The sequence below is a fragment of the Streptomyces sp. NRRL WC-3549 genome (assembly GCF_000721935.1).
Classification (GTDB): domain Bacteria; phylum Actinomycetota; class Actinomycetes; order Streptomycetales; family Streptomycetaceae; genus Streptomyces.
Map to the genome: position 1 here is coordinate 3,260 of NZ_KL585384.1, position 24,850 is coordinate 28,109.

The window sequence follows — 24,850 nt, forward strand, 5'->3', positions numbered from 1 at the left end:
GCCGCCGACCGGCAGGAGCGCCACGTCCACCGGGCCCACCGCCTGCGCCATGGCGTCGAACAGCCCGGTGTCCCCGGCGAAGTACGTCCGCGCCTCGCCCTCCACGACGTACCCCAGGGCCGGCGCCCGGTGCGGGCCGACCGGCAGCCGGCGGCCGTCGTGCAGGGCCGGTACGGCGCGGACCAGCACCTCCCCGACCCGCACCTCGTCGCCCGGCACGACCTCCGTGACGCGCAGCCCGCGCGCCCCGCGCAGCGCGCGCAGGCCCGGTACGGCCGCGACCGCGCCCCGGGGCACGACCAGCAGGCTGCCGGGGGCCAGGCGGGCCAGCGAGGGCAGGTGCAGATGGTCGGAGTGCAGGTGGGAGATGAGCACGGCGTCGGCGACGGCGGCCTCGGGCGGCGGCACGTCACCACGTCGGCGGCGCAGGTGCGCGAAGCGCCGGGCGAAGAGCGGATCGGTGAGCAGGCGGACACCCGAGTCCTCGATCGTGCACGTGGCATGACCCCACCAGGTGACCTCCACCGTGCCTCCTCCTCGCTCAGCCGTCCCACGCGCACCCGGCCGGGTGCACCGGTACGAGCGTAGGCGGTCGGCCGACTCTCCACGCGGGTGCGCCCCTTTGCGCCGGTGCGCTCCTTCGCGCCCACTGCCGCATGCGTTCGAGCGGCTACGGAGCGCAATGCCCGGGGTAAGATCGAACGCAGCACCACCGCGCAGGGGAGGTGCGGATCCGGCCCAGGGGGGACGTCATCGGCGACGTACGGGTGGCGGCCATCGCCAGTCTCACACCACTCGAGGAGCTCGACGGCGACCCCTTCCTCGTCGACACCCGCGGCCAGCAGGCCATGTGCGCCCGATGGGCCGCCGACCACGGATACGTCGTCACCCGGCAGCTGCGGCTCTACGGCATGCGCCCGGACCATCACGCCCTGTGGTCGGACGTCGAGGACGGGCACGTCGAGCTGTTCGTCGCCCCCAACGACCGGGTGCTCGCGAAGGCCGTCGACCCGGCGCGGGACTTCGCCGCGGAGTGCGAGCGGCGCGGCGTCCGCCTGGAGTTCGCGGGCCTGGAGGAGCCCGTGTACACGTCCGGCGGCAAGGCGCGCGTGCACCGCAGGCTCTCCATGCCTACCGCCGGGTACGACGGCTGCTGACCCCCGGCCGGGCCACGGATCGGCTGTGAAAAGCTGGTCGCGGGCCCTTGACGGTACAGGGCCCGGACGTGAGGTGGAACGGCGTGGACAGCGGGCGATGGCGTACGGCGGGGAAGGCCCTGATGCGCGTGATCGCGGTCTGGGCGGTCTCCACCCTGACCATGCTCGTGCTCGCCGGGATCCTCCCCGACTTCCAGCTCCAGTTGGACGACGGCGACAGCATCACCAGGACCGCGTTCACCGCGGCCTGGGGCGCGGGCGCCTTCGGGCTGCTCTCCGCCCTGGTGTGGCCCGTGCTCGTCCGGGCGCTGCTCATCGTGCCGGCCCTGGTGCTGGGCGCCCTGGTCTTCTTCCTCAACGGCTCGCTGCTGTGGGTAGCCCTGCGGCTCATCCCGGACGGCCGGGGCGTCGCCAACCCCGAGACCGCGGTCGTCGTCGCCGCCGTGATGTCGGCCGTCGCCTCCGCCGTCTCCACCGCACTCGCCGTGCGTGACGACGACGCCCACTGGCGCAGACTCTCCCGGCTCGCCGTCCGCCGCCGACGGCGCAGCCGTGCGTCCGACGGGCGCGGCGGCCCGCCCGGCATCGTGTTCGTGCAGCTCGACGGCGTCGGCCACGACGTCCTCCGGCAGGCGGCCGAGGCCGGGCTGATGCCGACCGTGGCCGCCCGGATCGCGGACGAGGCGGGCCACGGGCTCGTCCCGTGGGCCACCGACTGGTCGAGCCAGACCGGTGCCAGCCAGCTCGCCATCCTGCACGGAAGCAACTTCGACGTGCCCGCGTTCCGCTGGTACGAGAAGGAGACCGGCACCGTCATGGTCTCCAGCAGGCCGGCCAGCGCCCTGGAGATGCAGCGCAGGGCCATCGCCCGCACCCACGACGGCGGCCTGCTCTCCGTCGACGGGGCGAGCCGCGGCAACCTCTTCAGCGGGGGCGCCGGCCAGCTCGCCCTCGTCCTGTCCATGGCCGCCAGACGCGGCAAGGGACGCCGCTCCCGCGCCGGATACTTCGCGTACTTCTCGGACCCGGCCAACGCCGTCCGCACCGCCCTGTCCTTCACCGCCGAGGTGGCCCGCGAGATCGGGCAGTCCACCCGGGCACGGATACGCAAGGAGACGCCGCGCGTCAAACGGGGCGGGCTGTATCCCTTCATCCGGGCGTTCGCGACGGTGGTCGAGCGGGACGTCGTCGTCGCCGCCGTCATCGGAGACCTGTTCGCCGGGCGCACCACCGTCTACGCCGACCTGGTCGCGTACGACGAGGTCGCCCACCACTCGGGACCGCGCAGCAGGGACGCCGAGAAGGTCCTGAAACGTCTCGACCGCTCCCTCGGCCTGATCGAGCGGGCCGCCGAGCACGCCCCGCGCACCTACCGGATCGTGCTGCTCTCCGACCACGGCCAGAGCCCCGGCGAGACCTTCGCCGGGAAGTACGGCCTCACGCTCAAGGACCTCGTGCGGGCGGGCTGCGGACTGCCCGTGCCGCGCCGCGCCCAGCGCACCCGCAGCGCCTCCGAGGCGCGGGACGCGGTGCGCATCGCTCTGCATCGGCCGGTCGGTGAACAGGAGGCGGAACACCCCGCGGCCCTCTCCGACCCCGTCGTGCTCGCCTCGGGCAATCTCGGACTGCTGTCCTTTCCGGACATCGGGGGACGGGCCTCGCGCGAGGAGATCGACCGCCGCCACCCGGCGCTGCTCGGCACGCTCGCCAACCACCCCGGGGTCGGCTTCCTGCTCGTGCGGAGCGAGGAGCACGGCTCGGTGGTGCTCGGGCGCGGCGGGGCCGAGGTGCCGCTGGCGGAGCTGGCGGACGGGCAGGGACCGCTCGCCGGATACGGGGTGGGGGCGGCGGAGGCGGTGCGGCGTACCGACTCCTTCCCGCACGTCGCCGATGTGATGGTCAACTCGATGTACGACCCGGAGACGGGGAGCGTCCACGCCTTCGAGGAGCAGATCGGCTCGCACGGCGGGCTGGGCGGCGAGCAGTCCCGGCCGTTCCTGCTCTGGCCGCGCACGCTCTCCGACCCGGTGGACGCGCTGGTGGCCCCGGGCGGGGAGCCGGTCACCGCGATAGTGGGCGCGGAGGCGGTCCACCGGGTCCTGGCGTACTGGATCAGCGAGCTCTCCGGCCCCCAGATACCGCTGTCACGGCAGGGATCCACCGGGGAGCCGGTTCAGCGGCCGGACGGTGGCCCAGCGGCCGGCGGTGACGCGGTGCCGGGCGCCGACGGTTCCGCCCCGGGCACGCGAGGCTGAGGCCGGGCGTCAGGTGGACGCGCGCTTCATCAGCGTCGGATGGAAGACCGCCGAGGGCACCGGGCCGCCGGGCCTGCCGATCTGCTGGAGGAGGAGCCGGGCCATCTCCGCCGCCATCTCCTCTACCGGCTCCCGGACGGTGGTGAGCGGCGGATCGCAGGCCACCGCCGCGCTGCTGTCGTCGAAGCCCACCACCGCCACATCCGAGGGCACCTCCTTGCCGGCCCGTAGCAGGACGGGCAGGGAGCCCAGCGCCATGAGGTCCGAGGCGATGAACACCGCGTCCAGGTCCGGGCGCCGTGCCAGCAGCCGGCGCATCGCAAAGGCCCCTCCGGCGTGGGTGAAGTCGCCCTCGGCGACGGCCACGTCCTCGATGCCGTGCCGGGCCAGCGCGTCCAGGAACGCGGTGAGCCGCGCCTGTCCGGCCGGCATGTCCTGCGGCCCGGCCACCGTGCCGAAGCACCGCCGCCCCAGGGACGCCAGGTGGTCGGCGGCCAGCTGGGCGCCGGCACGCTGATCGGCCTCGACGTAGGTCAGCGGGGACGGACGCAGGGGCCGGCCGGCCAGGACGGCGGGCAGCCGGGTGTCGTGGACGAGACCGGGCAGCGGGTCCTCGGCGTGGGTGGAGATCAGCACCACGCCGTCGACGTGGCCCTGGCGGAGGTAGGACAGCAACTGGCCCCGCGAACCCTCGTCGTCGGCCAGCATCAGCACCAGCTGGATACCGGCCGGACGCAGCACCTCCAGCAGGCCGCCCACCACACGGCCGAAGTACGGGTCGGAGAACATCCGGCCGATGAACGGCTCGGAGACCGGGCGCCGTTCGCGCTCGGACACCACCACGGCGATGGAGTCGGTCCGCCGGGTCACCAGCGAACGCGCCGCCCGGTTCGGTACGTACCCCGTGGTGGCCACCGCCTCCTCGACGACCCGTCTGAGAGCCGGGTCCACCGTGGTGGCCCCGTTGATCACCCGTGACACCGTGGCCCGGGAGACACCCGCGACGGCTGCCACGTCCTCCAGGGTGGTGGGGCGTACGGGCGGCGGAACGTCGGCAGTCATGCAGTCTTTATACCGGCTGGTCGGACGGGTGTGCGAAGGGTTGCGGCGCGTCAGCCGGGTACGTGCCCCACCGCCTCCAGCCCGGTCAACTGCTCCTCACGCGCGGCGACGAGGGCCGTCGCCCGCTCCTTCGCCTCGGCCGAACCGCCTGCCGTGGTCTCGGAACGCGAGACCTGCGCGGACTGCCGGAGATGGTCGCGGAGCTCCGTCGCGAGCAGGCGGTCGAACGCGGCACCCCCGGTGGCGTCGGCCCGTTCCAGATCGGTGGCGGTCACCATGCCCGGCATCTCGTGCCCCTCGTGCACATCGGTGTCCGGGAGCCCCATGCGCTCCCGCAGACCGCGCAGAGCGGTCAGTTCGGTCTCCTGCGCGGTCCGCAGACGGGCCGAGTAGGACCGCAGGCGCGGGTCGGTGGCCTTCTCGGCCGCGAGATCCAGGAGGGCCACGGCGCCCTCGTCCATGGGGATCATCAGCTGGACCCAGGCGGCGTCGGTCGGGTCGGACGAAGGGCCGGGGGCGGGGGTGGCCGCCGGCCCGGGCGGTGCGGTGGTGCCGGGCCCGGCGGCCGGGCCGGTGGAGCACGCGGTCGTACCGGTGAGCAGGGCCAGACCGAACAGGAGCGACGCTGCGGTGTGACGGACGGCGTTCATCGGTGTCCTCGGGTGGGGCGTCCGTCCGGGGCTCCAGGCCCCGGGCGGACACCGTTCGGATGTGCGTGCGCGGGTGCGGATGGGGCGTCAGGGCTTGCCGTCGGCACCGCACTTGATGATGGCGTTGATGCAGTCGCGCACCCGCTGCGCCATTTCGGCCTCGGGCCACACGTTGAAGAAGTCGCCGTGCATGGTGTAGCCGGGGCCCGATGCCAGCCGGAAGCGGACCGGGTCGCCGTTCACCGGGTAACGCAGCACCTGGCGCAGCTTGGGTACGGCGACGGGGTGGGTCGAGGGGCAGGCCCCGCCGACCGGGTAGGCCATGTGGCTCTTGTGGTCGGCCGAGTCCAGGTCCCTGCCGTTCCAGCACTGGGGGAAGTCCAGATAGGACTCCAGCATGGACCCGGCGGGGCAGTTGACGAAGTCGTGGGACGGGTTGACCTCGCCGTGGTGCAGACACGACCAGCGGGAGATCGTGTTGTCGTCCGGCCCGGTCGCCACGGCGTTGCCCGCGACGATCCGCAGACCGCGCGGGAGCGGCTGGATCGTCCGGATGACGTCGTCCCGGACGCCTTCTCCCAGGTAGTAGAAGGTGGTGCCGGTGGGTTCGACCTCCTTGTCACCGTCGTACAGGGTCGGAACCCAGTAGGAGGAGAGGTCGGTGACGGGCGAACAGGTGGTGCCGCCCCTCTCCAGGGACGCCAGGTCGGAGTGGGCGTCCGTGGAGTCGTTGCCGAAGAAGCTGTGCATGTGCGAGGCCCCGGGCAGGCCGGGGAAGACGATCGGGTCGTTGGGGCCCCGGTGGTCGTACGGGCATTCCGCGAGGAACTCGGCGACGCGCACCACGTCCGCCGCGGCCTTCGGGGTGTCGGCCGTCGGGTCGGGGGCGGCGCTGCCGACGTTCGCCTGGAGGAAGGAGAGGGCGAGGGCCGCGGCGGCGATCCCCGCGATTCTGTAGCGCCACGGCGGCAGGGTCCTGCGGCCGCGGGTCTCGGTCGTGCGTCGGTTTCGGAAGAGCACGGCACTCCTGTCTGAGGGAAGTGGGGTTCCGGTTCGTCCCCGACCGGGGACGAGAGAGCGCTCTCTCGGCAGAACGTAGAAGCGTGGCGCAGACATGTCAATGCGTCGCGCAGCGCTGTGCCCGCCGGCCGGACTCAGGCGGAGCTGATGTGCCGTCATGCGGGGGAGCGCTCTCTCGGGCGCGGACCGGATGTCGGCCGGAGGGCGTTGTCAGTGGTGGGCGGCAGGATGATGGCCATGACGACGAACTCAGCTGTTGTGCTCGCCGACGCCTCTTCGTACGCCGCCGCGGTCGAAGAGGCGACTCAGGCCGCCGCCGCGTACTACGCCACGGGCGAGAGCGCGCTCGACGACGACGCGTACGACCGCCTGGCGCGGGGCATAGCCGCATACGAGGAGCTGCACCCGCGCGAGGTGCTGGCCGCCTCGCCGACGGGGAAGGTCGCGGGCGGCACGGCGACCGGCGACGTCCCGCACACGGTGCCCATGCTCTCCCTGGACAACGTGTTCTCCGCCGAGCAGTTCGTCGCCTGGGCCGCCTCCGTGGAGCGGCGGATCGGCAGGCCCGTCGCCGCCTGGAGCGTGGAGCCGAAGCTCGACGGCCTCGCCGTCGCCGCCCGTTACGAGGAGGGGCGGCTCGACCGGCTGATCACCCGGGGCGACGGCACGGCCGGTGAGGACGTCTCGCACGCCATCGGCACGGTGCTCGGGCTGCCCGAGCGGCTGGACGCGCCCGCCACCCTTGAGGTGCGCGGTGAAATCCTCATGACGGACGAGCAGTTCGAGGCGGCCAACGCGGCGCGTACGGCACACGGCGCCGCCCCGTTCGCCAACCCGCGCAACGGTGCGGCGGGCACCCTGCGGGCCAAGGACCGCCCCTATCGCGTCGGGATGACCTTCTTCGCCTACGGCGCCCTGGCGCTGCCCGGCTCCGGCGCCCTGACGGACACCCTGGCCGGACTCCCGCACAGCGAGGTCCTCCGGCGCGTCGCGGAGCTCGGCGTGCACACCGCGGCGGACACGGCGGTGGCGCCGCGTACGGCGGGGACGGTGGAGGAGGTGCAGACCGGCGTCCAGGACATCGCAGGGCGGCGCGCCGCCCTGCCGTTCGGGATCGACGGCATCGTGATCAAGGCCGATCTGGCCGCCGACCAGCGCGACGCCGGCACCGGCACACGGGCGCCGCGCTGGGCCATCGCCTACAAGCTCCCGGCCGTCGAGAAGGTCACCCGGCTGCTCGGCGTCGAGTGGAACGTCGGCAGGACCGGCATCATCGCGCCGCGCGCGGTGCTGGAGCCCGTGGAGATCGACGGATCCACCGTCGGCTACGCCACACTGCACAACCCGGCCGACATCACCCGCCGCGATCTGCGCCTCGGCGACCAGGTGACGGTCTACAAGGCGGGCGACATCATCCCCCGCATCGAGGCGCCCGTCGCCCATCTGCGCACGGGGGAGGAGAAGCCGATCGAGTTCCCGCAGACCTGCCCGCAGTGCGGTTCCGAGATCGACACCGGGGAGCAGCGCTGGCGCTGCGTCCGGGGCCGCGACTGCCGTCTGGTGGCGTCCGTCTCGTACGCCGCGGGCCGTGACCAGCTCGACATCGAGGGGCTCGGCGCCACCCGGGTCGTCCAGCTCGTCGACGCGGGCCTCGTCAGGGACTTCGCCGACCTCTTCACACTGGAGCGGGAGCAGCTGCTCGGCCTGGAGCGGATGGGCGAGACCTCCACCGACAATCTGCTGGCAGCCATCGAGACCGCGCGCAGCCGTCCGTTGTCCCGTGTCTTCTGCGCGCTCGGCGTCCGGGGCACGGGGCGCTCGATGTCCCGCCGGATCGCCCGGCACTTCGCGACGATGGACAGGATCGTCGCCGCCGACGTGGAGGAGCTCCAGCGGGTCGACGGCATAGGCAAGGAGAAGGCGGCCGGGGTCGTCACGGAGCTGGTGGAGCTGGCCCCGTTGATCGCGAAGCTGGTCGCGGCCGGAGTCACCATGACGGAGCCCGGCGCCACGCCGCCCCCGGAGCCCGGGGCCGGGGAGGAGACCGCCGGCGCCGAGGGCGGGAGAGAGGGCGCGATACGGGAGGACGGCGGGGCGAGCGGGGCCGGTGGTGCCGTGCTGCCGCTCGACGCCATGACCGTGGTGGTCACCGGGGCGATGACCGGCGCCCTGGAGAAGCTCTCGCGCAACGAGATGAACGAACTGATCGAGCGGGCCGGCGGGAAGTCCTCGTCGAGCGTCTCCACGCGCACGAGCCTGCTGGTGGCGGGGGAGAAGGTCGGGTCCAAGCGGGCCAAGGCGGAGGGGCTGGGGGTCAGGATCGTCACGCCGGACGAGTTCGCGGAGATGATCGGTTCGTTCTTGCGCTGATCCTCCGGCGACTCCGGCGACTCCGGCGGCTCCGGCGGCTCCGGCCGCTCCGGCTCCCTGGCTCCTCTGGTCGGACCGGTGACATGCATGACAAAGCGGTGCCTTGGAATTGTCGAGGGAGTGGCGTTCTTATGCCCGATATTGCATAGTGAGGGCTCGGTCATGCCTCGCTATCAGCGGGTCGCGGAGTGGTGAACGGCTGCGGTGTCGAGCCAGGGGTGAGGGGCGATGCGTTCTGTGCGCGACGGACGGCCGCACGGCCGTTCCGTACACCGACGGGACAGCGGGCTCGACGGCGGCCTCCACCGCATCGGCGCCGCCCGGCATCCCGGCCCCGCCCGGGGACTCGCCATCGATCTGGGCAGTTCCGGGGCCCGTGCCTGGGTCCCCGGACGCGGGCTCGTCGCCTGCGCCGTGTGGGACGACGGCCCCGGCCGGCCGGTCCGCCGCGGCCGTATCGTCGATCCGGAGTCGTGCGGGCGGCTGCTCGCCGGCCTCGCCGACACGGCCCTGGGAACCGACCGGCACGGAAGCGTGATCGTCCTCAGCCACCCGGTGCTGGCCGGTGCCGAGCACCGGAGCCAGGCGAAGGGCCTGCTGGCGGCCCTCGGCTCCTCGGGCGTCGTCCTCAGCAGCGCCAGGGCCGTCGCGGCCTGCGCGGGAGGGCCGGACGGCGGCCCGCTGCTGGTGGTCGACATGGGGGCCGAGCTGACCGAGGTCACCCTGCTCGTCGACGGGCGCATCGTCGACGCCCGCCAGGCCGAGACCGGTCTCCGTGACCTGGGCGGCCAGGAGGCCGGGGCGATGCCGGCCCAGCTTGCCGGGAGCGTACTGGATATGATCATGTCCATGTGGCGTCAGGACAGGCACGGAGCGGTGCGCGGTGCGCTGCGCCGGGGCCCCGTGCTCACCGGCGGCGGTGCGCTGCACGCCGACGTCACCCACCGGATCTCCCTGCGCCTCGGTGCGCCGATACGTCTCGCGGGCGACCCGTCGACCGCGGTGGTCCGGGGTGCCGGTCTCATCCTCGACTCCGTTCTGCGCGACGCCGGTACGGACACGGTGGCCGTCCTTCCGGGCCGAGCGAGGTGAGCCCCCTCCCGGGGGCGCCCCGGGGTCACGCGCCCCCGCGGGGCGGGCCGGCCACTCCGGCGCAACGCGTGAGGCACGCCCTCGCCGCGCTGCTCCTGGCCGTCCTCACTCTGGTCGGCGGCACGCCGGCCGCCGCGGGTGCCGTACCCGCCGTGCGGGACCTCACCGCTCCGGAGCCCTTCGCGGCTTCGTTCCCGTTCACCGCTGCCCCGCCTTCCTCCGCTTCGGCGCTCCCTACCGCCCCGGCGTCCTCGGGCCCGGCTTGGCCCGCCGCCGGGCAGGCGACCGCCGCGTACGCCCCGGTCCTGGTTTCCCGGGCCGCCCCGGGGGCCGGTCACGCCCATGGGGCCGGGCCGGTGGGGGCGGCGCGGGCCGCCTCCCGCCCGACCTGGGCGTCCCGGCCGGCGGGGGCCGCGGCACCGGCCTCACCGGTCCGGACGGGGCTGTCCGCGGCACCCGCGCCGGGCCCTCGGGAGACGCGCGGGTCCCCGGACCCGTGTCACCCCTCACCCGGCCCCCACCTCTCCGGTCCCCCCGTCCCCGTCTCCCTCGCCGCCGTTCCCCCCGGCCCCCGGGGCGCGGTCGGCGAGGACGACTCCGCCCGGCTGTCGGCCGGCTCCGGCTCCGTCGGCGAGTGGGCCGAGGCCGCGACGGCCCCGTCCGGGTGGTGGACCGGTACGTCCGCTCCCGGGCCGCGGGCCGCTGCGGACCGGTCCCACGTCCCGCAGCCCGTGCCACCGCCCGGCCCGGGCGCCCTCGCCCCGCGCCCGTTCGCCCTGCCCGTGCCGCACGCCCTCGGGGGCGCGGCGGCCGGGTCCGTCCTCCGCGTGCCCGGCCGGGCCGGGGCGGCGCTGCCCGGAGTGCGGGGTCCTCCCGGGGCGGCGGCCGGTCAGCCGGCCGTCCACCGGTCCTGTTCCACAGACCCGTCGTACCGCCTCCCCTGAGCGAGGGCGGTCCGGCGCCCCTCGGAGGATTCCCCATGACTCGCGCCACCACGGTGCGAGCGGTACTGGCCGCGGCCGTGCTGCTCGTCTCCGTGTACATCACGCTGACCATGTCACCCAGACTCGGCCTCGACCTTCAGGGCGGCACCCGTATGGTGCTGCAGGCCAAGGACTCGGACACCGCGAAGGCGGACCGGGACAGCACCGACCGCACCCTGGAGGTGCTGCGCCAGCGCATCGACTCGCTCGGCGTCTCCGAACCGACCCTGACCCGCTCCGGCGAGGACCGGATCATCGTCGAGCTCCCGGACGTACAGGACCCCCGGCAGGCCGCCGAGGTGCTCGGCAAGACCGCCCAGCTGAGCTTCCACCCCGTCCAGGGCCCGGGCGTCGAGCAGGAGGAGAGCGAGAAGGGGAAGAAGGGGGAGGAGAAGGACACGCTGACGCTCCCCGACGAACAGGGCGATCTGCTCGCCCTCGGTCCCGTACGGCTCTCCGGCGCCGGGGTCAAGGACGCCACCGCGAACTTCGACGGCCAGTCGGGGGCGGGGTGGAGCGTCTCGCTCGACTTCCAGAAGGACGCGGGCAAGAAGTGGACCGAGCTGACCGGCGAGGCCGCCTGCAACCCGGTGCAGGACCAGCGCCGCAGGGTCGCCATCGTCCTCGACGGCAAGGTCATCTCCTCGCCGCAGGTCTCCCCGTCGGTCGGCTGCAACGTCGGCCTGCCGTCCGGATCCACCCAGATCACGGGCTCCTTCAGCGCCGGTGAGGCACGCGACCTCGCCCTCCTCATCAAGGGCGGATCGCTTCCCGTGCCGGTGGAGGTCGTCGAGCAGCGGATCGTCGGACCGACGCTCGGCGCGGACGCCATCGACGCCAGCGCCCGTGCGGCCCTCATCGGCGCCGCGGCCACCGCACTGTTCATCATCGTCATGTACCGGCTCTTCGGGGCCCTGGCCGCGCTCGCCCTCGCCGCGTACGGGGTCATCTCCTACGCCGCGCTCGTCGTCCTCGGGGTCACCCTGACCCTGCCGGGGCTCGCCGGGTTCGTCCTCGCCATCGGGATGGCGGTGGACGCCAACGTCCTCGTCTTCGAGCGGGCCCGCGAGGAACACGAGGTCCGGCCGAAACGCTCGCTGTTCTCGTCGCTCACCGCCGGCTTCAAGGGTGCCTGGAGCGCCGTGGCCGACTCCAACGTGACGACCCTGATCGCGGCCGGCCTCCTCTTCTTCCTCGGCTCCGGACCGGTGAAGGGCTTCGGTGTCACGCTCGCCATCGGTGTCGTCGCCTCGATGTTCTCCGCGCTGGTCATCGCCCGCGCACTCACCGAGATCGCGGCCGGGTCCCGGTTCGTCAACAGCCGCCGGGGCGTCAACGGCATCTCTGTCTCTTATACACGGCTCAACGAGCGCAACCCGCGGCTGTTCCGGTCGCCGCGCCGCTGGCTGACGATCTCCGCCGTCCTGGTCGCCGTCGCCCTGGCCGGTATCTTCACGCGGGGCATCAACCTCGGCGTCGAGTTCACCGGCGGCCGGCTCGTCGAGTACTCCACCAGTCGCCCCGTCGACGTGGAGACCGCCCGCGACGCCATCAGCGCCGCCGGATTCGGCGACGCGGAGGTCACCACGGCAGGCGACGGAGACCTGTCCGTACGCACCGGGAAGCTCGACAACGACGGGGAGAACGCCCTGCGGGCCGCCCTGGCCGAGGAGGGCGGTGAGACCACCAAGGTGCGCGACGAGCTGATCGGGCCCAGCCTCGGCGACGAGCTGCGGCGCAACGCCCTGATCGCCCTCGGCGTCGCCGTCTTCGTCCAGCTCGCCTATCTGGCGGCCCGGTTCCGCTGGACGTTCGCCGTCGCCTCGGTCGGGGCGCTGGTGCACGACGTCATCATCCTGGTCGGTGTCTTCGCCTGGCTCGGCCGTCCCGTGGACGGCATCTTCCTGGCCTCCCTGCTGACCGTCATCGGCTACTCCGTCAACGACTCGGTGGTGGTCTTCGACCGGGTGCGCGAGCTGTGGGCGAACAGCCGGCGCAGTCCGATCGACGAGGTCGCCAACCGTGCCGTGCTGCAGACGGTCCCGCGCACGGTCAACACCGGTATGGGTGCCCTGTTCATCCTGGCCGCGCTGGTGGTGCTCGGCGGGGACTCGCTGGAGGACTTCGCGCTCGCCCTGCTGATCGGTATCTGTGTCGGCACGTACTCCTCGGTGATGACCGCCGTACCGGGGGCCCTGCTCCTGGAGAAGAGCAGCAAGGCGCCGCCGCCGGCCCGCAAGCGGGCGTCGGGGCGCAAGGTGGCCCAGCAGAAGCAGCGGGACCCGCTGGACAACGGGGCGCGCGTGTAGCGGGCGCCGGACCGGGCCGGCCGTAGGCGCCGGACCGTTCCTACGTGCCGGTACGGCCGCACGCGCCGGGCAGGGGCAAAAGGGCCCCGCCCGGCGCGTGCGGCCGTACCCGTCGGCGGACTGCGGCACAATCCGGAGCACATCCAGTGATCGGAGTGTGCCGCGCATGCCCGTCGTCCTGCGTGAGGCCTGGGCCACCCTCGTACCGGACATGACCGGCCGGCACGGGCCGCTGCCGCCGATGATGCTCGCCCTGACCGTGGTCACCGGGCTCGTCGACGCGTTCAGCTACCTCATGCTGGGCCACGTCTTCGTCGCCAACATGACCGGCAACGTCGTCTTCGGCGGGTTCGCGCTCGCCGGAGCCCCCGGCTTCTCGCTGCTCGCCTCGGCGGTGGCGCTCGTCGCGTTCGTCGCCGGAGCCGTCTCCGGCGGGTTCGCCGTGCACGTGGCCCACGTCCACCGGGGCCGGCAACTGCTGTACGCGCTGCTCGCCGAGACGGTGTTCGTCGCGGCGGCCGTGGTCGTCACCGCGGTCTCGGGCGGGCCGTACACCGGAGCCGTGCGCTTCACCCTCGTCGCCGTGCTCGGGGTCGGCCTCGGTGTGCAGAACGCCGCCGCCCGCGCGCTCGCGGTGCCCGACCTCAAGACCACCGTGCTCACGCTCACCCTCACGGGCCTGGCCGCCGACAGCCGGATCGCAGGGGGGCCGGGCAGCCGGGCCGGGCGCCGGCTCCTCTCGGCGGCGGCGATGCTGACCGGCGCCTGCTGCGGCGCGCTGGCCGTCCTGAACGGCCACCCGACCCTGCCGCTGCTGATCGCCGTGGGCCTGCTGGCCGGCGCATCCGCCTGCGCCGTCTCACTGCTCCGCAGCGCAGCCCCCTGGACCGAACCGCTCGGCACGGGATGAGCCCGTCACGGGATGAGCGCGCGCAGATGGGCGGCGGTCTCGCGGTCCGCCGGCAGGAACGTCTCGATGGCCAGCTCGGCCACGGTCACGTCCATCGGCGTGTTGAACGTGGCGATGGACGAGATGAACGAGAGCACCCGGCCGTCGTGCGTGATCCGGAGCGGCAGGGCCGGCGACGGGACGCTCCCGCCGGTGTCCCCGTACGCACCCGGCGGGGGCTCGGGCGCGGGGTAGGCCGCGACCTCGTCGTACAGGGCGCGCAGCCCGGGCGAGCGGACCAGGCCGATCTGACGTTCCATCTGGGCCAGCAGATCGGCACGCCACTGCGGCAGGTCGAGGATGCGCGCGGCGAGGCCCTCGGGGTGCAGGGTCAGGCGCATCGCGTTCAGCGGCGGGGTGAGCAGGTGCTCCGGAAGACCGTCGAGCAGCAGCCGGATGCCCCGGTTCGCGGCCACCACCGTGTACGTGGCGTCCACGACCAGCGCCGGATACGGTTCGTAGCCCCGGAGCAGATGCTCCACCGCCTCACGCACGGCAGCCATCGCCGGGGCGTCGAGCGGTGTCTCCGTGAACCGCGGCGCGTAACCGGCCATCACCAGGAGCGCGTTGCGTTCCCGCACGGGCACGTCGAGATGCTCGGCCAGGCGCAGCACCATCTCCTCGCTGGGGCGGGCGCGGCCGGTCTCCACGAACGAGATGTGCCGGGCCGAGGAGTCCGCCCGCAGCGCGAGTTCCAGCTGGCTCAACCGGCGTCGTTCCCGCCAGCCGCGCAGTTGCGGTCCCACACCCGTGTCGAGTGCGACAGTCGTCATCTGATTCCTCCGTGGATGTTCCGCCGTTCACGGCACAGGGGCAACGGGCTCCCGCGGTGCGGGATTCCGGCCCGCGCGTCCGGTCACCGTGGGTGGCCGTACGAGCGCTAGCATGCCGTGCGTGAAGCCCGGACCGTGAGTCGCGGCCGCGGGCGCCCGCAACCGCACCCCCCAGGAGCCGCCGCGCATGCCCGCCCAACCGCTTACCGCGCACGACATCGAGGCCCGGCTGCGTGATCTGCCCGGCTGGGAGCCGGACGGGGACCGGATCGCCCGGGCCTACACGCTCCCCTCCCACTTCGCGGCGGCCGCGCTGACCGTCCACATCGCGCAGATCCAGGACGAGCTCGACCATCACTCCGAACTCACGCTCGGCTACCGGACCGTGCGCGTGACGGTGAACTCCCATGACGCCGGTGGTGCTGTCACCGCCAAGGACTTCGCCCTGGCCGGACGGATCGAGGAGATCGCCGCCGGGCACGGCGCGACGTGACCGCGCCCCGCGGCGTGACGTACCGTGACGCTCCGTGCCCTGAGAGTGCCGGACGCCGGGCGGCCGGCCCCGGGGGCCAGGCCTCAGGGCGCCGGGCCGAAGTGCGGGTGGGTGGACAGCCAGTCCGCATAGCTCTCACTGCGCCGCACCGCTTCCGCGTACGCCGAACGGGTGTGCCCGCTCACCGCACCGGCCACCGCCCTCGCGGCGGGTGAGCCGGGGTGCCGGCCCAGGAGGTGACGCCACGTCAGCGGCGAGCCCACCAGGGGCCGGGTCACCAGACCGGGCGCCGGCGGGAACGTGGCCCTGCACAGCCCGATGGCCCGCCCCACCTGTACCAGGTGGACGACGGACGCCGTGTCCGTCTCGTACACCGACACCGGGGTGAAGCCGGCCCGGGCGCAGGCCGTCATGAAGCAGTCCGCGAAGCAGCCGTCACCGGGCACGTCGGCCCAGCACTCGCCGGCCAGGGCGGAGAGCTCCAGTTCCGGGAGCCCGGCGAGCGCGTGGTTCTCCGGGAGCATCACGAACACGGGGTCGACGCCGATGACCTGCCAGTGGAGCCGGTCGGCCAAGGGCGGGGGGCTCTCCCCGCAGGCGCCGATCAGCGCGAAGTCCAGCCGCCCGTCGACCAGCATCGAGGCGATCTCCGCCACCGACCACGAGGTGTGGGTGGTCACCGGCGCCCTCGGGTGCGCGGCGGCCAGCCGGTCGACCAGGCCGCCGAGCAGCGGCCCGTGCGTGCCCCCCAGCCGGAACCGCTCCACGGAGGCCGATGCGTTGGCGAACCGCACCGCCTCCTCCTGCAGTCCGCTCACGGCGGGCAGCACCACCCGGGCCCGCTCCAGCACCAGTTCGCCGAGCGGGGTGGGCCTCGCCCCCGTGTGGTCACGGTCGAAGAGCGGCCCGCCGAGCGACTTCTCGATCCGGCGCAACTGGGCGCTGAGCGCCGGCTGGGCGAGCCCGAGAGCCGCGGCGGCCTTGGTGAGACTGCCGGTGTCGGCGATGGCCCTTACCGTGCGCAGATGTCGCAACTCCAGCTCCATGAGCGCACGTTAGGTCGGAGGCCACTCACCGGCAATACGTAATGCACCCGTTCTGCGGCGTGATCCGGACGGCTGTCGTGCAGTCGTCGCCGTGCTCGGCCTCGGCCCGGACCCCGTCGGCGCCGGCTCGGTCACCTCGCGCTTCGCCCGGGCCGCCCGCGCCGCGGTGAACCGGGCGTCCCGGCGGCCTGATCTCCCCTTCGACGGGCCACGCGCCCAGGTCCTGGACGCGTGCGGACGGGAAGGCTGCCGGCAGCGCCCGCCGTCGGGTATCCTGAAAACGGAGCGAAGTTCCGAATGGTGTACGGAGCTCCGGTTCGTCGACGGCCGTCGGCGTCGGAAGGAGAACGCGATGCCCGCCACACGTCCCTCCGGCGAGGTGCCCGCCCGCGGCAAGCGGGCCGACGCCCAGCGCAACCGGCAGACGCTGCTCTCCGCCGCCGCCGAGGTGTTCGTCGCCTCCGGTGTCGACGCTCCGATCCGTGAGATCGCCGCCAGGGCGGGGGTCGGGATGGGGACGATCTACCGCCACTTCCCGACGCGGGCGGATCTCGTCGTCGCCGTCTACCGCCACCAGGTCGAGGCCTGCGCCGAGGCCGGTCCCGGCCTGCTGGCCACCACCGGCTCCCCGTTCGAGGCGCTCCGCCGGTGGGCCGGGCTCTTCGTCGACTTCCTGGTCACGAAGCACGGACTCGCCAACGCGCTGCAGTCGGACAGCGGTGGCTTCGACGCGCTGCACGCCTACTTCCTCGACCGGCTGGTCCCCGTCTGCGGGGAACTGCTCGACGCGGCGTCCCGTGCCGGCGAGACCAGGCCCGATGTGCAGGCCTACGAACTGATGCGCGGCATCGGCAACCTCTGCGTCGGACACGACAGCGACCCGCGCTACGACCCCCGCAGGCTGGTCGAGCTGCTCCTGGACGGGCTGCGGCGACCGCAGCCGTCCTGAGCGCCGCCTCCGGTGCACGGTTTACGCGGCCGGCCCCCGGAGGGGCGACGGCGGTGCCCCCGTCGCAACGGGGGCGCCGCACCTGTGCGTCAGGCGCCGAGGTTGAACTCGGCGGGGTCGGCGCCGGTGCGCCGGCCCTCGTCGAGCGCCGCGAAGGCCGCCAGGTCGTCGGCGTCCAGCTCGAAGCCGAAGACGTCGATGTTCTCCGCGATGCGCGACGGCGTCACGGACTTCGGGATCACCACGTTGCCGGTCTGGAGGTGCCAGCGGAGCACCACCTGGGCGGGGGACCGGCCGTGCTTGCGCGCGACGGCGACCACGGTCGGGACCTCCAGCAGCCCCTTGCCGGAACCGAGCGGCGACCAGGCCTCGGTGGCGATGCCGTGTTCCGCGTGGAAGGCGCGGGCCTCGGACTGCTGCAACTGCGGGTGCAGCTCGATCTGGTTGAGCACCGGCACGACGGACGTCTCGCCCATCAGCCGCTCCAGATGGGCCGGGTAGAAGTTCGAGACGCCGATGGACTTCGCGCGGCCGTCGGCGAGGATCCGCTCGAAGGCCTTGTACGTGTCGACGTAGGCGTCCTTGGCCGGGACCGGCCAGTGGATCAGGTACAGGTCGACGTAGTCGAGGCCCAGCTTCTCCAGGGAGGCGTCGAACGCGCGCAGCGTCGAGTCGTACCCCTGGTCGCTGTTCCACAGCTTGGTGGTGACGAACAGCTCCGAGCGCGCCACACCGGAGGCGGCTATGGCCTTGCCGGTACCGGTCTCGTTGCCGTAGATGGCGGCGGTGTCGATACTCCGGTACCCGGACTCCAGGGCGACGGCCACGGCCTTGGTGGCCTCGTCGTCCGGCACCTGCCAGACACCGAAACCGAGCTGCGGCATCCGGATGCCGTTGTTCAGGGTGAGGGAGGGGACCTGGCTCACGAGCAGTCGATCCTTACGTCGTCGGTCGGTTCTCACAGGCCAACGAACGGCGGGTCGGAAGCATTCCCCCGCACACGGACACCCGGCGGGACGGCCGAGGCAGAAGCGCTGACGCCGCGTCAATGCCGCTGTGTACGGCGGCCGTACGTCGGTCAGCGGTACAAGGCGTCGACCTCGGCCGCGTACGCCGTCTCGATCGCCCTGCGCTTCAGCTTGAGCGACGGGGTCAGCAGACCGTGCTCCTCGCTGAACTGGTGCGCCAGGATCCTGAACGTACGGATGGACTCCGCCTGGGAGACCGTCGTGTTCGCGGCCACCACGGCCCGCCGGACCTCCGTCTCCAGGTCGGGATCGCGCACCAGCTCGGCGGGGCGCATCGGCGTCCTGCCCTGCATGGCGAGCCAGTGTTCCACCGCTTCCCGGTCGACGGTCACCAGCGCCGCGACGTAGGGCCGGTCGTTGCCGACGACGATGCACTGTGCGACCAGCGGGTGGGCCCGCACCCGCTCCTCCAGGCGGCCGGGCGCCACGCTCTTGCCGCCGGACGTCACCAGGATCTCCTTCTTGCGGCCGGTGATGGTCAGGTACCCGTCCTCGTCCAGGGCGCCCAGGTCGCCGGTGGCCAGCCAGCCGTCGCGCAGCACCGCGTCGGTGGCCCCGGGGTCGCCCAGGTACCGGGAGAACACATGGGCACCGTGCACCCACACCTCGCCGTCCCGCGCGATGTGCACGGTGGAGCCGGGGATCGGCCGGCCGACCGTGCCGTAACGGGTGCGTTCGGGCGGGTTGGCCGTCGCCGCGGCGGTCGTCTCGGTCAGGCCGTACCCCTCGTAGACCGTGACGCCCGCGCCGGCGAAGAAGAGACCCAGACGCCGGTCCATGCCGGAGCCCCCCGACATGGCGTGCCGCACCCGGCCGCCCATGGCCTCGCGGATCTTCCGGTAGACCACCTTGTCGAAGAACTGGTGCTGCATCCGCAGTGCGGCGGAAGGGCCGGGGCCCCGGCCGAAGGCCCGCTCCTCCAGCGCCTCGGCGTACCTGACCGCGATCTCGACCGACTTGTCGAACGGCCCGGCGCGGCCCTCCGACTCCGCCTTGCGCCGCGCCCCGGCGAAGACCTTCTCGAAGATGTGCGGCACCGCCAGGATGAACGTGGGCCGGAACGACACCAGGTCCGGCATCAGGACCTTCGCCGTCAGCTCCGGCTGGTGCCCGAGCCTCACCCGGCCGCGCAGCGCCGCGATCTCCACCATCCGCCCGAAGACGTGGGCGAGCGGCAGGAAGAGCAGCGTCGCGGCCTCCTCTCCCGGCCTGGAGTGGAAGACCGGATGCCAGCGGGCCACCATGGTGTCGGCCTCGAACATGAAATTGGCGTGGGTGAGCACGCAGCCCTTGGGCCGGCCGGTGGTGCCGGAGGTGTAGATCACGGTCGCCACCGAGTCGGGGGTCACCGCGCGCCGGTGGCGGTGCACCACCTCGTCGTCGATCTGTTCCCCCGCCTCCACCAGCTCCCGCAGCGCGCCGGCGTCCAGCTGCCACAGCCGCTTCAGACCCGGCAGCCTGTCGATCACCGAGCCGACCGTCATCGCGTGGTCCTCGTGCTCGACCATCACCGCCGTGACCTCCGCGTCGTGCAGCATCCACAGCACCTGCTCGGCCGACGACGTCGGATAGACGGGCACGGACTGGGCGCCGACGGTCCAGAGCGCCAGGTCGAAGAGCGTCCACTCGTAGCGGGTACGGGACATCAGGGCGACCCGGTCGCCGAACCGGACCCCGTGAGCGATGAGCCCCTTGGCGAGGGCCAGCACCTCGTCACGGAAGGCGGCGGCGGTGACGTCCTGCCACCGGCCGTCCTCGTCCTTGCGGGCGAGGGCGATCCGTCGCGGATCCTCCTCGGCGAAGTCGAAAACGGTGTCGGCGAGACCGCCTACTTGAGGGGCGGCGGCCAGGGGTGGGACAGTGAACTCGCGCAATGACTGCTCCTTGTGGCGCTCCGCACGGCGCCGCGACGCTACCCCACCGAACGGGCCCGGGGGAGGGCCCGAACTCTCCGGAAAAGGTGGCATCTGCACTGGTCAGCCGTCGAAATCGGGCCAGATGGGCAAGGCTCGGGCGCGCTTCTGACCGCCGGGTAAGTGGCTCGCGCGGGAATCTCCACCGAATCTGTACCCCGCGCTTACGCGGACCGGGGCCGCGCCCAGGGCCGCTGCGGGGCCCCTCCCGGCCCGCCGGGCCGTGACGAGGGTCGCGGCGGGGGCGGGTTCCGCCCGGGCGATCACCGGGAGCAGGATGGACGGGCGCGACCGCACCCGCGGGGCACGGCCGCGCCCACCCGGAACCACAGCGTCCCCGAGAGCACGGAGCACATGAAGCGCCTCACCCTGAAGCCGCCGTCCTGGCTGCCGGTCGACCCGTACATCCTGGCGATCATCGGCACGGTGGTGCTCGCGGTCCTGCTGCCCGTCTCGGGTACGGGCGCCCAGGTGGCCGGCGGAGCCTCGACGGGGGCGGTCGCCCTGCTCTTCTTCCTCTACGGGGCACGCCTCTCGACCGCCGAGGCACTCGACGGGCTCAAGCACTGGCGTCTCCACCTCACCGTCCTGGCCTGCACCTTCGTCGTGTTCCCGCTGCTCGGGCTGGCGAGCGGAGGACTGGTGCCCCATGTGCTGACCCCGCAGCTCCAGCAGGGCTTCCTCTTCCTGTGCCTGGTCCCCTCGACCATCCAGTCCTCGATCGCCTTCACCTCGATCGCGCGCGGCAACGTGCCGGCCGCGATCTGCGCCGGGTCCTTCTCCAGCCTCGCCGGGATCGTGCTCACCCCGCTCCTGGCCGCCGTCCTGCTCGGCAGCAGCGCGGGCGGCTTCTCGGCGGAATCCCTGGTCCAGATCGTTCTCCAGCTGCTGGTGCCGTTCCTCGCCGGACAGCTGCTGCGCCGCTGGGTCGGCGGCTTCCTCACCCGCCACCGCAGGGTCCTGGGATACGTGGACCGGGGCTCGATCCTGCTCGTCGTCTACACCGCGTTCAGCGAGGGCATGGTCGCCGGAATCTGGCACCAGGTCACCCCGCTCCGGCTCGGCGGACTCCTCGCCGCGGAGGCCGTGCTGCTCGCCGCGATGCTCGCGCTGAGCTGGTACGGGGCGAAGCGGCTCGGGTTCGGGCGGCCGGACCGGGTGGCGATCCAGTTCGCCGGATCGAAGAAGAGCCTGGCCGCCGGGCTGCCGATGGCGAGCGTGCTGTTCGGTGCTCAGGCGAGTCTCGCCGTGCTGCCGCTGATGCTCTTCCACCAGATGCAGCTGATGGTCTGCGCGGTGATCGCCAAGCGCCGGTCCCTGGACCCTCTGCCGGGGGACGGGGCGGCCGGGGAGGCGTCGCGTCCTGCGCCGGGCGGCGCGGCGACGCCGTCCGGGCGGGACTCGGCCCCGGCCTGACCCGGGCTCCGGCGGTACCCGGTCCCGGTCCCGGGCTGCCTCAGTTCCGTCCCACCGGTGTGTCCAGCGCGATGCGGTGGTCACCGGTGTACACGTTCATCGACGCGCCCCGCAGGAACCCCACCAGCGTCAGCCCGGTCTCGGCCGCCAGGTCCACGGCCAGTGACGACGGCGCCGAGACCGCCGCGAGCATCGGGATCCCGGCCATCACCGCCTTCTGGGCCAGCTCGAACGAGGCGCGTCCCGAGACCAGCAGGATCGACCGGGACAGTGGCAGCCGACCGTCGGTCAGGGCCCGGCCCACGAGCTTGTCCACCGCGTTGTGGCGGCCCACGTCCTCCCGGACGTCGACGAGTTCCCCCTCCGCCGAGAACAGGGCCGCCGCGTGCAGCCCGCCGGTCCGGTCGAACACCCGCTGCGCCTCGCGGAGCCGGTCGGGCAGGGCGGCCAGCAGCTCCGGCGTCACCCGGACCGGGGGAGTGTCGGCGACGGGATGCCGGGTCGTGGTCCGTACGGCGTCGAGGCTGGCCTTGCCGCACAGGCCGCAGGAGGAGGTGGTGTAGACGTTGCGTTCCAGGGTGATGTCGGGGACCGCGACGCCCGGGGCCAGCTTCACGTCCACCACGTTGTAGGTGTTCACGCCGTCGGCCGTGGCCCCGGCGCAGTACACGATCGACTGCACCTCCCCGCCCTCGGCGATCACGCCCTCGCTCACCAGGAAGCCCGCCGCGAGGGCGAAGTCGTCGCCCGGAGTGCGCATCGTGATGGCGAGCGGCCTGCCGTTCAGCCGGATCTCCAGGGGTTCCTCGGCGACGAGCGTGTCCGGGCGGGTGCTGACCACCCCGTCCCGGATGCGGATGATGCGCCGGCGCTCCGTGACCCGTCCCATAGCCGATCAACCCGATTCTGTGCGTCGTGGCGGCCCGAACAGCCCTTCGTACAGAGACTGCCACGAGTCGCGCGGAAGCCGTGGACGAGGGGGCGGCCGGTGGACCGGGCGGGTGGCGGCGCCCCGTGCTGCCTTCGGGGTGGCGTTCGAGATGGCGTTCGGGGAGATGTTCGAGCCGCTGTTCGGGACGCTCCAACCCGCGGACGATATTCCTGTCGGGTTACGTGCCTCTGTACCGATCGGTAGCAACCAAGACTGGTGCATTCCTGCCATCCGTAGCGAGGGGACCCCGTACATGACCGGCTCACGTGTCGTGGCGCTCGGCCACTACCAGCCCGCCAAGGTGCTCACCAACCACGACCTGGCGGGCATGGTGGACACCAGTGACGAGTGGATCACCAGCCGGGTCGGCATCCGGACCCGGCACCTGGGCGGGCCGGACGAGCCGGTCGACGAGATGGCGGCACACGCGGCGGCCAAGGCGCTGGCCGCGGCCGGTATGCAGGCGGGCGACATCGACCTGGTCCTCGTCGCCACCTCCACCGCGATCGACCGCTCGCCCAGCATGTCGGCCCGGGTCGCGGCCCGGCTCGGCATGGACTCGCCGGCCGTCATGGACATCAACGTGGTCTGCTCCGGTTTCACCCACGCGCTCGCCACCGCGGACCACACCATCCGCGCCGGGGCCGCCACCCGCGCGCTGGTCATCGGCGCCGACAAGATGGGCGACATCGTCGACTGGACCGACCGCACCAGCTGCGTCCTGATGGGCGACGGCGCGGGCGCCGCCGTCGTGACCGCCGATCCGGCCTCCGGGGACCGGCCCGGGATCGGCCCGGTGCTGTGGGGCTCGGTACCGGAGATGGGCAACGCCGTACGGATCGAGGGCACGCCCCCGCGGTTCGCCCAGGAGGGCCAGGCCGTCTACCGCTGGGCCACCACGCAACTGCCGCCGATCGCCCGCGCCGTCTGCGCGCGCGCCGGGATCACCCCGGAGGACCTCGCCGCCGTGGTGCTGCACCAGGCCAATCTGCGGATCATCGAACCGGTCGCCAGAAGGATCGGGGCCGTCAACGCGGTGGTGGCCCGGGACGTGGTGGACTCCGGCAACACCTCGGCCGCGTCGATCCCGATGGCCCTGTCCAAACTGGTGGAACGGGGTGAGGTCGTCAGCGGCGCCCCCGTCCTGCTCTTCGGCTTCGGCGGCAACCTCTCGTACGCGGGCCAGGTGATCAGCTGCCCCTGAGCGGCCGAGACCTCCCGACGCCGCCCGGCGGGGGTGCAGCCCGACCTTTGTCCTGAGTGTGGAGAAAGTTGGTGCGGATTCCTGCTCAACTTCTTCCCAGTCCGGTGAAGCGCTGCTACGTTCCCCATCGAAAGCCCGACGGACCGGCCGCGTGGCGGGGAGGGACGCGTGAGACGTATGACGGCACGACCCGCGAACACGCACCAGGCGCGGCTGCTGAGGCTGCTGCGCGACGGCGGGCCCAACTCCCGGGCTCAGCTGGGGGACCGGATCGACCTCTCGCGCTCCAAGCTCGCCGTCGAGGTCGACCGGCTGCTGGAGACCGGGCTCGTCGTGGCCGACGGGCTCGCCGCGTCCCGTGGCGGGCGCCGCTCCCACAACATCCGGCTCGCCCCCCAACTGCGGTTCCTCGGCGTCGACATCGGGGCCACCTCCGTCGACGTCGCCGTCACCAACGCCGAACTGGAGGTGCTCGGTCACCTCAACCACCCCATGGACGTGCGGGAGGGGCCGGTCGCGGTCTTCGATCAGGTCCTGATCATGGCGGCCAAGCTCCGCGCCTCCGGGCTCGCCGAAGGGTTCGACGGCGCGGGCATCGGCGTACCGGGACCGGTGCGCTTCCCCGAGGGGGTGCCGGTCGCCCCGCCGATCATGCCGGGCTGGGACGGCTTCCCCGTCCGCGAGGCGCTCAGTCAGGAACTCGGCTGCCCCGTCATGGTCGACAACGACGTGAACCTCATGGCCATGGGGGAGCAGCACGCGGGCGTCGCCCGTACCGCCGGTGACTTCCTCTGCGTCAAGATCGGTACCGGCATCGGCTGCGGCATCGTCGTCGGCGGCGAGGTCTACCGTGGTACGACGGGCAGCGCCGGCGACATCGGCCATATCCAGGTGGAACCCGACGGGCGTCCCTGCGCCTGCGGCAACCGGGGCTGCCTGGAAGCCCACTTCAGCGGCGCGGCCCTGGCCCGCGACGCCGAGGACGCGGCCCGTGACGGGCGGTCGGCGGAACTCGCCGCACGGCTTGAGGCGGCCGGAAACCCGGAAAGCCCAGCGCCGCCGACGTGGCCGCCGCCGCGGCGGCGGGAGACCCGACCTCGCTGAACCTGATCCGCGAGGGCGGCAACCGGGTCGGCCAGGTCATCGCGGGACTCGTCAGCTTCTTCAACCCGGGCCTCGTCGTGATCGGCGGCGGGGTCACCGGGCTCGGCCACAACCTGCTGGCCAGTGTCCGCACCCAGGTCTACCGG

At 73.1% G+C, this 24,850-nt stretch carries 19 protein-coding genes and 1 pseudogene; 11 read left to right on the forward strand and 9 right to left on the reverse strand.

Translation table 11 applies throughout. The annotated features are described in order from the left end of the window. Positions 1-525 (reverse strand): MBL fold metallo-hydrolase (locus IH13_RS0103360; RefSeq protein WP_031080912.1); only part of this gene is annotated, 525 nt, incomplete at its 3' end. 227 nt (positions 526-752) lie between these two features. Between IH13_RS0103360 and IH13_RS0103365 the strand changes: the two genes are divergently transcribed. Both IH13_RS0103365 and IH13_RS0103370 read left to right on the forward strand, forming a co-directional pair. Then, positions 753-1,157, forward strand: coding sequence for a hypothetical protein (locus tag IH13_RS0103365; protein WP_031080913.1), 405 nt, complete (start codon positions 753-755; stop codon positions 1,155-1,157). A gap of 122 nt (positions 1,158-1,279) precedes the next feature. Next, positions 1,280-3,412 (forward strand): phage holin family protein, encoded by a 2,133-nt coding sequence (locus IH13_RS0103370; RefSeq protein WP_037840698.1) that lies wholly within the window; start codon positions 1,280-1,282, stop codon positions 3,410-3,412. Positions 3,413-3,421: 9 nt separating this feature from the next. On the opposite strand, the gene IH13_RS0103375 is transcribed toward IH13_RS0103370, so the two are convergent. From IH13_RS0103375 to IH13_RS0103385, 3 genes are all read right to left on the reverse strand, one after another. Beyond that, positions 3,422-4,474 carry a LacI family DNA-binding transcriptional regulator gene (locus tag IH13_RS0103375; RefSeq protein ID WP_031080915.1) on the reverse strand — a complete coding sequence of 351 codons (1,053 nt, stop codon included), beginning with the start codon at positions 4,472-4,474 and terminating at the stop codon, positions 3,422-3,424. A 50-nt stretch (positions 4,475-4,524) separates the two neighbouring features. Beyond that, on the reverse strand, positions 4,525-5,124 hold the full coding sequence (locus IH13_RS0103380) for a DUF305 domain-containing protein (RefSeq protein WP_031080916.1): 600 nt from the start codon (positions 5,122-5,124) through the stop codon (positions 4,525-4,527). An 87-nt stretch (positions 5,125-5,211) separates the two neighbouring features. Beyond that, positions 5,212-6,144 carry a DUF1996 domain-containing protein gene (locus tag IH13_RS0103385; RefSeq protein WP_031080917.1) on the reverse strand — a complete coding sequence of 311 codons (933 nt, stop codon included), beginning with the start codon at positions 6,142-6,144 and terminating at the stop codon, positions 5,212-5,214. Positions 6,145-6,381: 237 nt separating this feature from the next. On the opposite strand from IH13_RS0103385, the gene ligA reads away from it, so the two are divergent. The 4 genes from ligA (at position 6,382) to IH13_RS0103415 (ending at position 13,808) form a co-directional block, all read left to right on the forward strand. Then, positions 6,382-8,514, forward strand: coding sequence for an NAD-dependent DNA ligase LigA (gene ligA, locus IH13_RS0103390; protein ID WP_420713334.1), 2,133 nt, complete (start codon positions 6,382-6,384; stop codon positions 8,512-8,514). Positions 8,515-8,742: 228 nt separating this feature from the next. Next, on the forward strand, positions 8,743-9,606 hold the full coding sequence (locus tag IH13_RS0103395; RefSeq protein WP_031080919.1) for a type IV pilus biogenesis protein PilM: 864 nt from the start codon (positions 8,743-8,745) through the stop codon (positions 9,604-9,606). 979 nt (positions 9,607-10,585) lie between these two features. Continuing rightward, positions 10,586-12,898 carry a protein translocase subunit SecD gene (secD, locus tag IH13_RS0103410; protein ID WP_031080921.1) on the forward strand — a complete coding sequence of 771 codons (2,313 nt, stop codon included), beginning with the start codon at positions 10,586-10,588 and terminating at the stop codon, positions 12,896-12,898. Between the two features lie 166 nt (positions 12,899-13,064). Next, the gene (locus IH13_RS0103415; RefSeq protein WP_031080922.1) at positions 13,065-13,808 is read left to right on the forward strand and encodes a YoaK family protein; all 744 of its coding nucleotides are present in this window, start codon (positions 13,065-13,067) and stop codon (positions 13,806-13,808) included. A 5-nt stretch (positions 13,809-13,813) separates the two neighbouring features. On the opposite strand, the gene IH13_RS0103420 is transcribed toward IH13_RS0103415, so the two are convergent. Next, positions 13,814-14,620 carry a helix-turn-helix domain-containing protein gene (locus IH13_RS0103420; RefSeq protein ID WP_031080923.1) on the reverse strand — a complete coding sequence of 269 codons (807 nt, stop codon included), beginning with the start codon at positions 14,618-14,620 and terminating at the stop codon, positions 13,814-13,816. 187 nt (positions 14,621-14,807) lie between these two features. Here IH13_RS0103420 and IH13_RS0103425 point away from each other — a divergent pair, with 187 nt between their 5' ends. Next, positions 14,808-15,113 carry a 4a-hydroxytetrahydrobiopterin dehydratase gene (locus IH13_RS0103425; RefSeq protein ID WP_031080924.1) on the forward strand — a complete coding sequence of 102 codons (306 nt, stop codon included), beginning with the start codon at positions 14,808-14,810 and terminating at the stop codon, positions 15,111-15,113. 83 nt (positions 15,114-15,196) lie between these two features. On the opposite strand, the gene IH13_RS0103430 is transcribed toward IH13_RS0103425, so the two are convergent. Then, complete coding sequence (locus tag IH13_RS0103430; protein WP_031080925.1) at positions 15,197-16,159, reverse strand: LysR family transcriptional regulator; 963 nt, start codon at positions 16,157-16,159, stop codon at positions 15,197-15,199. A gap of 352 nt (positions 16,160-16,511) precedes the next feature. On the opposite strand from IH13_RS0103430, the gene IH13_RS0103435 reads away from it, so the two are divergent. Continuing rightward, positions 16,512-17,108 (forward strand): TetR/AcrR family transcriptional regulator, encoded by a 597-nt coding sequence (locus tag IH13_RS0103435; RefSeq protein ID WP_031080926.1) that lies wholly within the window; start codon positions 16,512-16,514, stop codon positions 17,106-17,108. Positions 17,109-17,197: 89 nt separating this feature from the next. Here the strand turns inward: IH13_RS0103435 and IH13_RS0103440 are convergent, their stop codons facing one another. Together IH13_RS0103440 and IH13_RS0103445 are read right to left on the reverse strand one after the other, a co-directional pair. Continuing rightward, positions 17,198-18,034 carry an aldo/keto reductase gene (locus IH13_RS0103440; RefSeq protein WP_031080927.1) on the reverse strand — a complete coding sequence of 279 codons (837 nt, stop codon included), beginning with the start codon at positions 18,032-18,034 and terminating at the stop codon, positions 17,198-17,200. Between the two features lie 152 nt (positions 18,035-18,186). Continuing rightward, a complete protein-coding gene (locus IH13_RS0103445) occupies positions 18,187-19,986 on the reverse strand; it encodes an AMP-dependent synthetase/ligase (protein ID WP_031080928.1) in 1,800 nt (599 codons plus the stop codon). A 417-nt stretch (positions 19,987-20,403) separates the two neighbouring features. Between IH13_RS0103445 and IH13_RS0103450 the strand changes: the two genes are divergently transcribed. Further along, positions 20,404-21,465 (forward strand): bile acid:sodium symporter family protein, encoded by a 1,062-nt coding sequence (locus tag IH13_RS0103450; RefSeq protein WP_031080929.1) that lies wholly within the window; start codon positions 20,404-20,406, stop codon positions 21,463-21,465. A 40-nt stretch (positions 21,466-21,505) separates the two neighbouring features. Here the strand turns inward: IH13_RS0103450 and fdhD are convergent, their stop codons facing one another. Further along, complete coding sequence (gene fdhD / locus IH13_RS0103455; RefSeq protein WP_031080930.1) at positions 21,506-22,354, reverse strand: formate dehydrogenase accessory sulfurtransferase FdhD; 849 nt, start codon at positions 22,352-22,354, stop codon at positions 21,506-21,508. Between the two features lie 295 nt (positions 22,355-22,649). On the opposite strand from fdhD, the gene IH13_RS0103460 reads away from it, so the two are divergent. Next, a complete protein-coding gene (locus tag IH13_RS0103460) occupies positions 22,650-23,600 on the forward strand; it encodes a beta-ketoacyl-ACP synthase III (protein WP_031080931.1) in 951 nt (316 codons plus the stop codon). A 177-nt stretch (positions 23,601-23,777) separates the two neighbouring features. Then, positions 23,778-24,850, forward strand: a pseudogene (locus tag IH13_RS36600) (ROK family protein); the annotation flags it as partial.